The following is a 13,270-nucleotide window of genomic DNA, read 5'->3' on the forward strand; positions in this document are numbered from 1 at the left end:
TGCATCGAATGCTTCATTCGATTATTTATTGAAATTGACCTTCTCCGGACCGCCCTCAAGAATGATCGATGTGTCGCGCGGTTTCGTTTCCGCGATTTTGCGGCCGCCTCTGAACGAATAAAGCACGGCAGCCTGTTTGCGTATTGCTTCATATTCGTTCTCTGCTTCAAGAATGATGAAGTTGGCGGGCTTGCCTTCTTCAATCCCGTACACATCCTCGATATGCAACGTTCTTGCGCTATTTTTCGTAATGAGATCGATCGAATTCACGATTTGATCGTAACCGAGCAGCTGCGAAGCATGGATGCCCATCTGCAGCACCTGAAGCATGTTGCCCGTGCCTAGCGGATACCATGGATCAAAGATGTCATCGTGACCGAAGCACACATTAAGACCGGCTTCCTGCAGTTCTTTGACGCGAGTCAGCCCTCTTCTTTTCGGATACGTGTCGAAGCGTCCTTGCAGATGGATGTTAACCAGAGGATTGGAGACAAAATTGAGGTCAGCCATCTTCAGCAATCTAAACAATTTGTACGTATAAGCATCATTGTACGACCCCATCGCCGTCGTGTGGCTTGCCGTCGTACGGGAGCCGAGCCCGCGTTCATAGGCTTCTTTGGCGACGACTTCCACGAAACGGGATTGCTCGTCATCGATTTCGTCGCAATGAATGTCGATGAGACGGTCGTATTTTTCGGCGAGATCAAACGCAACCTTCATCGAATCGACGCCGTATTCCCTCGTGAATTCGAAGTGCGGTATGCCGCCGACCACGTCAACGCCCATTTTCAGCGACTCTTCCAGCAATTCCGCGCCGTTCGGGTAGGAATGAATGCCTTCCTGCGGAAAAGCGACAAGCTGGATGTCGATGTATGGTGCCATTTCTTCTTTCACTTCAAGCATCGCTTTAACTGCCGTCAAGCTTGGATCCGTGACGTCCACATGCGTCCGTACATGCTGGATGCCTTGCGCGATCTGCCACTTGAGTGCCGTTTTGGAGCGCGTTTTGACGTCTTCGTGCGTCAGGAATGCCTTGCGTTCCGACCAACGCTGGATGCCTTCGAAGAGCGTTCCGCTCAAATTCCATTCCGGCTCTCCCGCCGTTAACGTCGTGTCCAGATGAATATGAGGTTCAATGAACGGCGGCAGTACAAGCGAACCGTTGACGTCAAGGACTTCCTCGTTTGCATCCGCTACCTGTGACTGCGTGATTAGACCAAACTTCCCGTCTTTTACGACAATATTCCATAAACCTTCTTTACCCCGCAATTTTGCGTTCTGAATAATCATTATTTGTTTTCCCCTTTTCTTTGGATTCTTTGGCAGGAATGATGAGCATGAATACGATGTAAGCCACCGCCGTACCGATCAGTGCGTTTAATGGCGTTACTCCCGGAGCCAACTGGGCGAAAGCCACGCCGATGGCCCAAGCCGCCATCGCTACCCAGTTTACCTTCTTAAAAGTCATCTCGGCAAACGGTTTATAGTTTCTACGCTTCACAAAGAAGTAGTCCGCGATGAGGATGGCCCCGATCGACGGTATCGCCGCGCCCAGCACGTTCAGGAAACCGACGAAATTGTTGTACATCCACATGGCGAATACGGTACCCACGATACCATTCACTATGACGAAAAACTTTTTCGAAACTTTAGTGATATTGGCGAAGCCCAACCCGGAAGCATAAAGGGCATTATCGTTGGTCGTCCAGATATTCAGCCCCAGAACGATGATCGCGGGAATGATCAGACCTTGCAGGAACATGACCTCCGAGATATCCGCCAGGTTATAAGCCATTGCGCCGACCGCACCGAACAGGAACATGAGCGAGTTACCCAGGAAAAACGATATGACCGTTGCGGTAACCGCCTGCCGGGACGTCTGGGAAAACCGGGCGAAATCGGGCGTTAGCGTTCCGCCGCTAATGAATGATCCAATACAGATGGTCAACGCTGCCGCAACGGTTAACGACTGTGACGGCGTGTAATCGAGCAATCCTTGCAGACCGCCCAAAGAACTTGTTCCTTCAAACATGGAATATCCGCCGAGAATGGCAATGGCCGGAACCGCTACATAGCCCAGAATGACGAGCGACTTCATGCCGAAAATGGCTGATGCCGTCATGGCGAGACCAAACAAGAAGATCAGCAGGTACACGTTCCAATCCATCGCTCTCGCGACCGGAACCGCGAACATGGCCACGCCGACGCCAAACCATCCGACCTGCGTGAAGCCGAGCAGGAACGAAGGTAAGTACGAGCCTTTCTCACCAAACGCATATTTTGCCAGCAAATGCGTTGAAAGGCCTGTTTTGGCAGCGATATGTGCCAGCGCCCCCGTATAGATGCCGAGTACTAAATTGCCCGCAAGCACAATACCAATGAACTCCATGAACGTCAAGCTGACTCCCAGCGTCCCTCCTGCCAGCATGCTTGCCGAGAAGAACGTGAACGCCAACATGACGGAGAACGTCTTCATAAAACTGTTTCTCTGCGTTTTTGGCACCTCTTGCCACGAAAACTCTTGATCTTGTTTGCTCATCAGAATACCTCCAGGTTAAAGTGTCCTGGCACCAAAAAAAAGCAGAAAAAAGAGGCTACTCGTCAAGTCTCAAACTGACAAGTAGCCTCTTTTCACATCATAACCCGCGCGAAGACGCAGAGCATCCCCTTACGAAATGCACTGATTCCCGCGTGATTACAAACATCCGCTGCCCTTGCCAGCCTCTCTGGACTGATTTAAAGGTACCAGTATTCAATTACATACTATTATTTTGGAAAAGCCTATCGTTGTCAATGTAATTATTATCCAATGGTTATAATCCTATTTAAGAGATTCATGAAAAATAGATAATCTGTTGCAATTGCTTTTCCAGATATATTGAAACCTTGCCGTCTTCACAAAGTTGGCTCGAAATTTATCAATTTTATATATGCAAAAAACGCGCCGCCTGCGCGAACCTTTACGGTCCGGCTGGTCGGCGCTTTCTTTAAAAATTGCCTCCCGCTGTCAACCAGGCGACAATCCCCCCCGGTTTCAACCGCTATACTTACTTATTCAACAATCAAGGTTCCCTTCATATCGCTGTGGCCCGCTCCGCACATGACGGAGCAGTGGAATTCATGCTTACCGGCCTGATCGGCGGTAAATTCGGCCGAGCCCGGCTGCTGCAAATCCACGTTAAAATCGGGAATCGCCAAGCCGTGGTTTCCATCTTTGTTCTCCAGCGTAATTTTGACTTTTTCGCCTTTTTTGACTTTGATCTCGGAAGGCTCGAACTTAAAGTTTGACGCCGTCACCTTGATTTCCTTTACGCCGTCCGATCCGCCCGAAGACGAGGACTCGTCCGACGAGCTGCTGCCGCTTCCGCCTTTGCTTCCGCAGGCGCTCAGCACCAAAACCAGCAGCAGTGTAAGTCCCATCATCATCCATTTTTTCATGTCAAATCCCTCCAGTTGAAATAGTTAAGTCGCCGTCGTCGACGTTAAACCAACCATTCTAGTAATTTTCCCGGCGTTGCTCCGCATCTTGCTTCTCTTCGTCCTCTTCCGTCAGCTGATGAGCGGAGCTGCGGAATTCGCGAAGCGTCGTTCCCACCGCCCTGCCGAGCTGCGGCAGCTTGGACGGCCCGAACAGCAGCAGGGCGAGCAGCACGAGCAGCAGCAGCCCCGGTATTCCGATTGTTGAAAGCATGGCCGATCCCTCCTTTTCTGAAGTTGTAAGATCATCGGATAGGTCCGGAAGCGCTGGCCCGTTCAGACAAGCATGCCTCCCTGTTTCAAATATTTCTGGATCCCTTCCGCCGCCCTGTAGGCCAGCGCGCCGACGGTGTCGGTCGGATTGTATCCGCTGTTGTGCGGGAACGCCGAAGCACCCACCACAAACACGTTTTCCGCTTCCCACATCTGGAGGTAGCTGTTCACAGCCGACGTTTCCGGGTCCGAGCCCATAATGACGCCGCCGGTATTGTGGGTGGATTGGTAAGGAACGATATTATACGAGTCCAGCTTGTCTTTGATCTCTACATGGGAAGGACCCATTTCCTTCATGACCTCGCCCGCCTTGCCGGCCAGAAACTTCGTCAGCTCGCGGTCTTGGTCCTCGAAATCAAACGTAATCCGCAGCAGCGGCTTACCGTAAATGTCTTTATAGGTCGGATCGAGATCCAGGTAATGGTGCCTCCAGGGCAGGCTGGCACCCTGCGTCGCTACGGTCAGCACCCGATTCGCATACTTCAGCGTGGTCTCCTTCCACTTCTTGCCCCAGGTCGGGGTGCCCTGAGGCGCCGGATTATTTTCGATCGGTCGCAGGCCGTTCTGGCTGATGCGGATGCCCGCCCCGTGCAGAAATTTCAAATCTGTATGGTCGAAATTGTCCCCGTTGAAGTCGTCGAACTCCATGCCGAGCGCCCCGGCACCCATGAACGTGCTGAATTCTTCATCATCGTAAAAGCCGACCGCGTGCCCGGAATTGACCTGGTACGCATAATTCCGCCCGATGGTTCCCCGGCCGGTTTTCCGGTCATAAGGCGTCCCGAGCTTGGAGTTCAGCAGCAGACGCACATTATTCAGCACAAAGCTGCCGAGTATGACCACGTCCGCCGGCTGGGTCACCTCTTCCCCGGTTACCGTGTTGATGTACACCACGCCGGTCGCTTTTTTGCCGTCATGCAGAATTTCCGTCACGTTCGAAAAGGTGCGCACCTCAAGTTTGCCGGTGGCCATCGCCGTCGGGATGACGGTCACGACAGGATCCGCCTTGGCGCCGTACTCGCAGCCGAACCGCTCGCAATAACCGCAGTACTGGCAGGCTGCCCGGGAGACGCCGTCCGGATTTTTGTAGTTCTCGCTCAGATTCGCCGAAGGGATCATGTACGGATGGTATCCGAGCTTCTTCGACGCCTCTTCGAACCTTTGCAGGATCGGCGTTTTCTTCATCGGCGGCGTCGGAAACGGATTGGAGCGTTTGCCAAGCATCGGGTTCGCTTCCGAGTCCCCCGAAATGCCGGCCATCTGCTCAAACTTGTCGTAGTACGGTTCAATTTCGTCATACGTGATTCCCCAGTCCTGCAGCTGCATGCCCTCGGGAATTTTGCCTTTTCCATACCGCTCCACCGTCTTGCTGTAAATCTCAAAGTCATACGGCAGGAAACGGTGCGTCTGTCCGTTCCAGTGCGTTCCGGCACCGCCGAGTCCGTCTCCCAGCAAAAAGGAGCCGTAGCTGCGCATGGGCAGCGCCCTGATGGACTCCGTATTCCGGAACGTAATCGTTTCCTTGGATAGATCCTGCATCAGTTCAAAACGCCGCGCGTACCGCAGCTCGTCATGATCCATAAAATAATCTGCCGTGCTCCGGCTTTTTCCGCGTTCCAGTCCGACGACCTGGATGCCCGCTTTGGTCAGCTCGGCCGCAATAATGCCGCCGACCCAGCCCATTCCAACAATAACCACTGGTACTTTAGGTAATTTGGCCACGTCTGATGTCCCCTTATATCTGTGAAATTTATTCGCTCATGTGAGCCTGCAGGCTTTTCGGCTGGATTTTGACCAGCCCTTCCTTCGTAATCTGCTGGGCATAGCTCATCTGGTTCCCCGGAAATTTCCGCATCTTCCACCCGTCCATATTCCGGTTGCCGCCATAAAGCGGATCCGCGTAGACTCCCTCGATCGTCAAATTTCTCAGCATATTGAAGAAACTGCTGCTCGTTACCCCGCGCATCGGGAATTTGTCGCCTTTTTCCATGGCGGTCAGCACTTCATCCTGCTGCTGGGCCTCAAGCTCCGCAAACGCCTTTTGATACTTTTGCTGGCAGTAGCTCTTCAGCCCTTCCAGGCCCAGCGTGAACATCTCGTTGCGTTTCAGGCGGGACTGTTCTCCCTGCGTTGCCTGGGCCTGGACGAAAGGACCCATCATATAGTCCCGCGCGTTATACCCCCATGGGCCTGCGAGCTGATGATCAATAAAGAAGGCCACGCCCAGCGCCTTGGCTCCGGGACCGTTCTCATCTTCGGGATAAATCCGTTCGACCGCCGCTTCGGTCATTTTAAACTGCTCCTGATTAAAGAACATCAGCGCATCCTGCAGCGAAGCCTCCGGCTTGCTGCTGGCCGGCGCCGGCGCGGGTGCATGTTTTTTTTCCAGACTGTCCGTCAGGACCCCACCGAACACGCTGCCGACGACCAGACCGCCCAGCGTCATGCCTGATGCTTTCAAAAATTTCCGCCGGGATTCATCCGGTTCTTTTGACCGGGCCGGCTTTCTGCTATTCCCCAATTTTAGTCCTGGCAAGATGATCCCTCCGATTATGAATATTGTGGATACAATAATAAACACCACTGCGAATGAGTTACCCAGAATTACTCTGTTTCAAACGGCAGCATCTGACATCAGGCTTCATATTGAACCATCTCACTAGCAGGACCGCCGGCGCTTTCGGAAGCCGCGCCCAGCTCTCCGTTAAGGACCGATGCCCGCCCTATATACATCAAAAATTTTGAATAAAGCGCGTTGCCACTTGCTTTTTTTGAACAACAAAAATGAGAGCCCGAGGTTTCTTATTGGAGGGCAGTGTTCCTGGTACTGACAGCAACATATATCGTTAAAATACAAAAAGCCGCAATGATGCGGCTTTTAAGCGTGTACGTTCATGTTGTCTCTTAAATTGGAATAGTATTACATCCTAGCAACAAATCTCAAACTGTGAGCCCTCGTAGCAAACCCGACCTTCCGATATGTAGCCCATCCGGTGTCGAAGGTCCTCCCCGTGTCTTTATTCAGCCTTCGAGCAGTTTAATCAGTTTTTGCAGTAGAACAGGCTCTTCATCGCGGAATTCGTCGAACCGAAGCCTCAGCCGTTCGAACACATCTTTATCTTCGCGGATTTCATGACGAATGTACTGGTCCCTCAGCTTCATCGCCCTTTTGGTTATATCCTTGTAGCCATCTACAAGCTCTTCGTCGTACGGGATGATGCCCTGATCCACCAAATATCCGATCCGCTCGCTCATCATTTTTTTATGCTCCCAGAGCACATGAAGGTGCCTCACATCGTTGCGGCTACCCAGTCGGGAATCGTTGTTCTCTACGGCATCATAGTACATTTGCAAATAATCGTATACCTTGATTCCGAAAGCTTCCTCGTTGTCGGGATTGTAATTGATCCGGTTTAAATGGGTTTCCCCGTTAATGTAATCGCGCAGCTGGTCGATCGCGGCCGTTTTGTCGAAAGGATAAGGGGAATGCGGTTCGTATTTGTAAAAATACGTATGATGATCGGCTGTGAGATTCTCTCTCAGAAGCTGCCTCATGGACTGGACGGCATCCTGGAACTCCTCGAACGGAATATGCAAATTGCGGTATACTCCCGTACGGTCGAACATGGAAGCATAGAAGACCCTTTCGTTCCAGTCGAAGCCATATAGAAAAAGGTGATGAGGGAATGGCCCTTTCTGATAGGCGGCCGCCGGCGATAGCTTGGACTCATCCAAAAACACGACGCAATAGTAGCCGCTGCGGATTTGATCCGCGAAAAATTTTGGCCAGGCGCCCAATGCCAAATTCTCCATAATCGCATAATTGACGGAGCAGGTGAGGAGAAACGGGTTGTTGAAATTCAGTTCGTTGGGTTTGCCCCGGAAAAAATCGAGAAAGCATTGCCTGCCGTCCTCCAGAAACTTTTTGGTGCAGGATAACTGAATAAAATTGCTGTAGTACCAAGGAATGGTTTCTTCATGGGCGCTGGTGATCGAAAGCGTGTAGGCCCACCGCAAAAATCCTTTAAGTGGCGGATTCAACACCGGAAGCTGGATGGCGTTCACTAGAATACCTCCCTTCCGTCGAGTGATCGGGAATCGTGACCGGCAGTATTCCGGCAGGCGCTGCCATGCCCATTAGGACACGGGATAGGGCCTGCAGAGTCTGGGGATGATGTTCGTAACAGGCCAGAAAGCCCTGAGCCTTCGGGAATGCCGCCAGATCGACGGGATTCCGCAAGGAGACCGGTATGATTTTGCCCCCTAACGCCAATAGTTTGTGAACCAAAGCTGGCTGCCCGGGATTAGAAGCTGCGTGAAAAACGCCTACGATGATCTGCCCATACTCTTTCGCTTCGGAAACCAAGGTGGTAATCTCATCCGGATTCGGACTGGTCCCGTACACATGCTCGGTTAATTTTGCCGTGATAAAAGGACGCAGACGGTTGCCGAGGGTGTCATCATATAACGGCTCGTCCTCGGATTTGCAGGCGGCTGTCATTTGCGGCCAGAGCACGAGCGTGTCGACTTCGGGAGACAACCGGCAAAAATCTGGTACACGATTGACGGCGGTGATGCTTTTTTCGCGAAGCCGCTCAATCGTCCGAAGCGTCTGCGGATTTTCCAGCAAGGCCCGCGCCTCTTCCCAATTACGCTTCTGCAGCTTGATACGACGCTCCTTGAGGCGAAGGATACGCTCCACGGAAGCATCGATCCGCTCTTCCGAAAGGCGCCCGTTTGCCACAGCATGTTCCAGGGCAGCCACCGCCTCCAGCTGGCTTTCGTACGTATGGCTGACGAGAAGAAGGTCAGCCCCGGCCAGAACGGCCCGGACGACCGCTTCCCCCACGCCGATTCCCTGCGTGACGGCGTTCATCTCCATGCAGTCTGTTACGATCATCCCATCGAAACCCAGCTCTTCCCGCAGCAGACTCGTCAGAATTTCCCGGGAGAGCGTGGCCGGAACGGATTCTCCGCCGGTGAGCAGCGGAATCCCGACATGGGCCGTCATGACGGCTTCCGCCCCGAGCTGCGCGGCCTGCCGGAACGGCACGAATTCCACGGTCCGCAAGCGCTCAAGGGTATGCCTTACGACCGGCAGCTCCGCGTGGGAATCCGTCTCCGTGTCGCCGTGCCCGGGAAAATGCTTGATGACGGATATGATTCCTCCATCCTGAAAGCCGAGCATGGCCGCGATCCCCAGCTCTGCAACAAGTTCGGCATCGTCTCCGAACGAGCGGACGTCAATGATCGGATTTCGCGGATTGACGTTGATGTCGACCACCGGCGCGAAATTCATATTGATGCCCAGCGTCTTCAGTTCCTCCGCCGTTCCCTTGGCGGCTTCGTAGAGCAGCACGGGATCGCGTGCCGCTCCCAAGGCCATCGCCGCGGGCAGCTGCGCAATCCCCTGCCTTACCCGGACGACCATCCCCCCCTCCTGATCCGTTCCGATCCAGAGCGGTATGCCCGTCGCAGCCATGGCCAACCGCTGGAGTTCCTGCGTTAATGCAAACGCCTGCCGAGGGTTGTCCAGATTACGGGAAAACAACACGATTCCCCCGATGAAATGGTTTTGCAACAGGTCGCTGATATTTGCATCGGGCATACAGTCTTCGAAGCCGGCCATCACCAATTGGCCGATTTTCTCCTTTAACGTAAGCTCGTTACACGCTCTCATTTGGTTTCCCCCTCCAGCCGTTACAATTGCGTCCAATCAAACAGAACTCCTAAGAAATCGGACTTGCGCCCGGCCAGCCGCGAATAGACCGATATGGCTTCGAGCGGGCTTGCTACTTCGGTAATGAGACTTGCGACGTCCAGTTTCCCCCGGCGGATCGATTCGAATATGAATTCGTTCATGTCCGCTTCGGTCCAGCCTTTAAAACCCATCATCATCCGGCCGTGAATCCCTAGTATGCTGACCGAATTAAAGACTACTTTCGGCCCGATCGTCTGCTTGGAAGGTTCCGTCGAATCACCCAACAGGATTACTTTGCCCAAGTCCCGGGTCAACTGCGTACAGTAGGGCAGTACGGCGTAAGAACCCGTCACGTCATAGATCGTGTCCAGCATTCTGCCGCCGGTAAGTTCTTCTACCGGTCCTAATGCTTCAGCCACCGGAAGATTCAGCAGATCGGTCGCCCCGTTTCTGCGGGCATGGGCCATGCGGGAGCTTTCCGGTGCAATCGCGATAATCTGGCGAGCACCGCCCGCATTCAAATACTGGATCACAAGCTGGCCGATAAGACCAAGCCCAACGACGCCCACTCTTTCTCCGAATGCAGGTTCGGCTCGCAGGACCCCCAGCAGGGCAACCTTCGCAATCTGCGTAAAGACAGCCTCTTCGTCACGGATCGAATCAGGGATAACCGCCGCTTCCTTGGCATCCGCGAGGAAGTACTGGCGGTGTCCGGCCGGACAGATGATCCTGTCGCCGGCTTTTATTCCCTCCACCCCGCTTCCGGTCTCCAACACTTGCGCGGCCATGGAATATCCCGGATAGAATGGGTACCGAACCCAAGACGACCAGACCGTCCCTTCGTCGAAACGTCCCTTTAGACAAGCCAATTCCGTTCCCGTGCTGATCAGTGACTTTTTGGCCGCGCATAAAATTTGTCCCGGTCCCGGCTCGGGCACCCTTTCCTCGATAAGTTCGATCCGATCCGGCCCCTGAAATACGCAATTTAACGATATGCGGCTTACGGTTGTCGCAATGTTTGGCATGCGTTAGCACTTCCTTTTCTAAAATGTAGAATAGAAACCCTGTACATTTCATTGCCGGGAGCTTCCCGCAGACACAGGCAAACAGCAGCCTGGACAGGTTTCCCCAACATACAGCCGCGATGCCTATTACAATATGCCGTCTTAACTGCTCGCGCTGCTGTATCCCTTCACGGCCTGCTTCCAGAGCAGCCGTACGGCTGCGAAAAACAGAAGCGAACCGGCCAGCGCCAGTCCTACATGGAGCCAGCTGAGTTGTCCAATCAGAAACATCGGCCCGAAATTGGTAATAAGGAACAGAGGAATGATAAAGGTTCCTATCCGTCGGACCCAAGCCGGGTAAATAGCCATGGGAAAATTGTTGGCGTCCCAGACGGAATGGGCGATATCCGACACAGAACCCGTCTGGACGAACCAGAATGAAAGCAGTGCCGGAATAATCATCAGGCAATACGTGATAACAACGGAGACAAACAACAGCAGGGCAAACCCTGCGAGCTGCAGAAACGCCAGCGGAATATCCATGGCATGCCAGCCGATACCGACCATGACGAAACCGACCAGAATGTCGGGGATCGGCAGCGCCAGATCGACGTAACGCAAGGAAGCCATGAACTGTAGGGAGACCGGCTTCGTCAGCATTAAATCAAGCGAGCCGTCTTTGATGTACTCAGGAATTTTCATGAAATTTGTCAAAAACAGGCCTACATAAATCCCGGTCACCACGGTGTGCATGCCTATAAATAAAAGCAGCCCTTCCGGCGGTATGCCGTCGACGTGAAGATCGGTGCGGAACACGACGAGAACATATAACAGTTTGGCAAGCAAATAGACGGATTCGACCAGCAGGCTCATCATAAAGTTGCCCCGAAACTCCATCTGGGCGATGAGGCAATTTTTGATGAATATGCCGTACAGGCGCATGTATTTCCTCGCGATTTTAAACATTCGTAACGTCCGCTACCCCCCAACCGCCGAGTATTTCTTCAGAGAGACGCGCCACGTCAGACGCGAGAGCCAGAAGAACAGCAAAATCCACCCGCATTGAGTGAGTAGCCCCTGATACATCGCTGCCCCTTCCATTTTGCCGCTGAGGACGTTGACCGGAAAATAAATCGTATACGGGAACGGGGTGTACTGAAGCGCCTTCACAACCGATTGCCCGAAAATCTCCAACGGAAACATGCCTCCGCTTAAAATATTGATAAGCAGACTTGTAATTACGAAAAAATACGAGATTTCATGCAGATAAAACGCGCTTGCGCAGATGCAGTAGACGATCAGGAAGTTGAGCAGAAGCGCCCCACACAGCGTGACGGCGAACAAGGCCAAACGTAAGACCTGGACATCGAGCACATCCATGGCGGACGCCAGCCATATAATCGCGGTCAGCAGAAGAGCCGTGATGCCATAGTAAATCGCCTTCTGGCCGAAAAAGGACACCAACCGATAACCGAAGTAACTTACCGGCTTGATCAAATATTTGTTAAGCCCGCCATTTTTAATATCGTCGGCGATCTGGTGCTCGAACTGGGTAGCGATCAGCTTGGACACCAACCCCGCCAAGATCGTATACAAAATAATTTGACCGTACGAATACGAAAACAATGCCGTCTCGCCGGAATGCCGGTACACCGCCGTCCAGATGAAATATTGGACAAGAATCGGAAAAGCGGCCCCAAGTAGGCCGAGAAAGAAATGAAACCGGTATTCCATCGACTGCTGGACGCCCATCGAAAAAACAGCCATGTACAATTTGCGTCTGTTCATCCGGCGGATTCCTTTTGGTAGAGCATGGAAATGCTCTCCTCGATCGGCACGTCCTCTATCGTCCAGTCAACGATTGGAAACGAGTCGAGCACGGCGCGCGACACTTCCTTCAAGCGGTGCCTAGGCAGTTTGAGAACAGCGTTATAGCCGTCTGTGCTGACAATGATCCCGAATTTGGCCAACCGCTGCTCGGCTACGGGTTCGGCGAACTGCAGCTTTACAATTTTCTGCTCGCCCATAAGATCGTTGATTTTGTGAAGCTCCCCGTCATACAGCAGACTTCCTTCGTTAATGACGATCGTCCGCTTACACAGGTCCTCCACATCCTTCATGTAGTGGCTCGTAAGCAGGATCGTGGCGCCGAACTGCTCATTGTAGTATTTCAGAAACTCCCTGACCTTCTGCTGCGAGGGGAAATCGAGGCCGATCGTCGGCTCATCGAGATACAGCAGCCGGGGCCTGTGGATAAGCGCGGCGATCAGCTCCATTTTCATCCGTTCTCCCAGGGAAAGCCGGCGCACCTGCACGTCCAGAAGCTCCTGCACATCGAGCATTTCCGACAGTTCGGCAAGACTCCGGCGGTAGAGATCATCGTCCACGTCATAAATACATTTGTTCAAATAAATCGACTCGCTGGCGGGAAGGTCCCACCAAAGCTGGTTTTTCTGGCCCATCACTATGGAGAAAAGCCGTTTGAATTCGTTCTTTCGCTCCCAAGGCACATAACCGAGTACATTCGCCTCCCCGCTTGTGGGATACAGAATGCCCGACAGCATTTTGAGCGTCGTGGTTTTCCCCGCTCCGTTGGGACCGAGAAATCCCACGCACTCCCCGGGGCCGATGTCGAAGGAAACGGATTTAACCGCTTCCTTCACCAGCGACTTGCGGGCGAATAAATTTTTGAGAGAATTTTTAAGCCCGGCTTGTTTCCGGTAATACACGAATGATTTGCGTAGTTGACGCACACGGATGTAGTCCATTACTGCCCCTCCTGAACCATTGCCTGTATTGCCTGATTGGGCGGCAT

The 13,270-nt window shown here is 52.9% G+C and carries 12 protein-coding genes; all 12 read right to left on the bottom strand.

What is annotated here, in order from left to right:
- Positions 1-21 precede the first annotated feature (21 nt).
- Positions 22-1,290: a cytosine deaminase gene (locus RJP21_RS18050; protein ID WP_310860511.1), complete on the bottom strand. Its 1,269-nt coding sequence runs from the start codon at positions 1,288-1,290 to the stop codon at positions 22-24.
- Positions 1,259-2,539: a cytosine permease gene (codB, locus tag RJP21_RS18055; RefSeq protein WP_310860512.1), complete on the bottom strand. Its 1,281-nt coding sequence runs from the start codon at positions 2,537-2,539 to the stop codon at positions 1,259-1,261. The genes RJP21_RS18050 and codB overlap by 32 nt, the downstream gene beginning before the upstream one ends.
- 512 nt (positions 2,540-3,051) lie before the next feature.
- Positions 3,052-3,438 (bottom strand): cupredoxin domain-containing protein, encoded by a 387-nt coding sequence (locus RJP21_RS18060; protein WP_160041719.1) that lies wholly within the window; start codon positions 3,436-3,438, stop codon positions 3,052-3,054.
- A 58-nt stretch (positions 3,439-3,496) separates the two neighbouring features.
- Entirely contained in the window at positions 3,497-3,691 is a 195-nt protein-coding gene (locus RJP21_RS18065; RefSeq protein WP_310860513.1) for a twin-arginine translocase TatA/TatE family subunit, read from the bottom strand.
- Positions 3,692-3,753: 62 nt separating this feature from the next.
- Positions 3,754-5,433 carry a GMC family oxidoreductase gene (locus RJP21_RS18070; protein ID WP_310860621.1) on the bottom strand — a complete coding sequence of 560 codons (1,680 nt, stop codon included), beginning with the start codon at positions 5,431-5,433 and terminating at the stop codon, positions 3,754-3,756.
- 67 nt (positions 5,434-5,500) lie between these two features.
- Entirely contained in the window at positions 5,501-6,286 is a 786-nt protein-coding gene (locus RJP21_RS18075) for a gluconate 2-dehydrogenase subunit 3 family protein (RefSeq protein WP_310860514.1), read from the bottom strand.
- A 485-nt stretch (positions 6,287-6,771) separates the two neighbouring features.
- Positions 6,772-7,815, bottom strand: coding sequence for a hypothetical protein (locus RJP21_RS18080; RefSeq protein WP_310860515.1), 1,044 nt, complete (start codon positions 7,813-7,815; stop codon positions 6,772-6,774).
- Entirely contained in the window at positions 7,775-9,430 is a 1,656-nt protein-coding gene (locus RJP21_RS18085) for a glycoside hydrolase family 3 protein (RefSeq protein WP_310860516.1), read from the bottom strand. The genes RJP21_RS18080 and RJP21_RS18085 overlap by 41 nt, the downstream gene beginning before the upstream one ends.
- Positions 9,431-9,450: 20 nt before the next feature.
- Positions 9,451-10,476 carry a zinc-dependent alcohol dehydrogenase gene (locus RJP21_RS18090; protein WP_310860517.1) on the bottom strand — a complete coding sequence of 342 codons (1,026 nt, stop codon included), beginning with the start codon at positions 10,474-10,476 and terminating at the stop codon, positions 9,451-9,453.
- A gap of 141 nt (positions 10,477-10,617) precedes the next feature.
- Complete coding sequence (locus RJP21_RS18095) at positions 10,618-11,421, bottom strand: ABC transporter permease (RefSeq protein ID WP_310860518.1); 804 nt, start codon at positions 11,419-11,421, stop codon at positions 10,618-10,620.
- A 12-nt stretch (positions 11,422-11,433) separates the two neighbouring features.
- On the bottom strand, positions 11,434-12,243 hold the full coding sequence (locus tag RJP21_RS18100; protein WP_310860519.1) for an ABC transporter permease: 810 nt from the start codon (positions 12,241-12,243) through the stop codon (positions 11,434-11,436).
- Positions 12,240-13,223, bottom strand: coding sequence for an ABC transporter ATP-binding protein (locus RJP21_RS18105; RefSeq protein WP_310860520.1), 984 nt, complete (start codon positions 13,221-13,223; stop codon positions 12,240-12,242). The genes RJP21_RS18100 and RJP21_RS18105 overlap by 4 nt, the downstream gene beginning before the upstream one ends.
- Between the last annotated feature and the right edge of the window lie 47 nt (positions 13,224-13,270).

This window comes from Paenibacillus sp. VCA1 (assembly GCF_031583795.1).
GTDB classification, from domain to species: domain Bacteria; phylum Bacillota; class Bacilli; order Paenibacillales; family Paenibacillaceae; genus Paenibacillus_AQ; species Paenibacillus_AQ albilobatus.

Excerpts from the sequence above, each read along its gene's own strand:
- RJP21_RS18050 (WP_310860511.1), bottom strand. The coding sequence starts at position 1,290 with ATGATTATTCAGAACGCAAAATTGCGGGGTAAAGAAGGTTTATGGAAT.
- codB (WP_310860512.1), bottom strand. The coding sequence starts at position 2,539 with ATGAGCAAACAAGATCAAGAGTTTTCGTGGCAAGAGGTGCCAAAAACG.
- RJP21_RS18060 (WP_160041719.1), bottom strand. The coding sequence starts at position 3,438 with ATGAAAAAATGGATGATGATGGGACTTACACTGCTGCTGGTTTTGGTG.
- RJP21_RS18065 (WP_310860513.1), bottom strand. The coding sequence starts at position 3,691 with ATGCTTTCAACAATCGGAATACCGGGGCTGCTGCTGCTCGTGCTGCTC.
- RJP21_RS18070 (WP_310860621.1), bottom strand. The coding sequence starts at position 5,433 with ATGGGCTGGGTCGGCGGCATTATTGCGGCCGAGCTGACCAAAGCGGGC.
- RJP21_RS18085 (WP_310860516.1), bottom strand. The coding sequence starts at position 9,430 with ATGAGAGCGTGTAACGAGCTTACGTTAAAGGAGAAAATCGGCCAATTG.
- RJP21_RS18090 (WP_310860517.1), bottom strand. The coding sequence starts at position 10,476 with ATGCCAAACATTGCGACAACCGTAAGCCGCATATCGTTAAATTGCGTA.
- RJP21_RS18095 (WP_310860518.1), bottom strand. The coding sequence starts at position 11,421 with ATGTTTAAAATCGCGAGGAAATACATGCGCCTGTACGGCATATTCATC.
- RJP21_RS18100 (WP_310860519.1), bottom strand. The coding sequence starts at position 12,243 with ATGAACAGACGCAAATTGTACATGGCTGTTTTTTCGATGGGCGTCCAG.
- RJP21_RS18105 (WP_310860520.1), bottom strand. The coding sequence starts at position 13,223 with ATGGACTACATCCGTGTGCGTCAACTACGCAAATCATTCGTGTATTAC.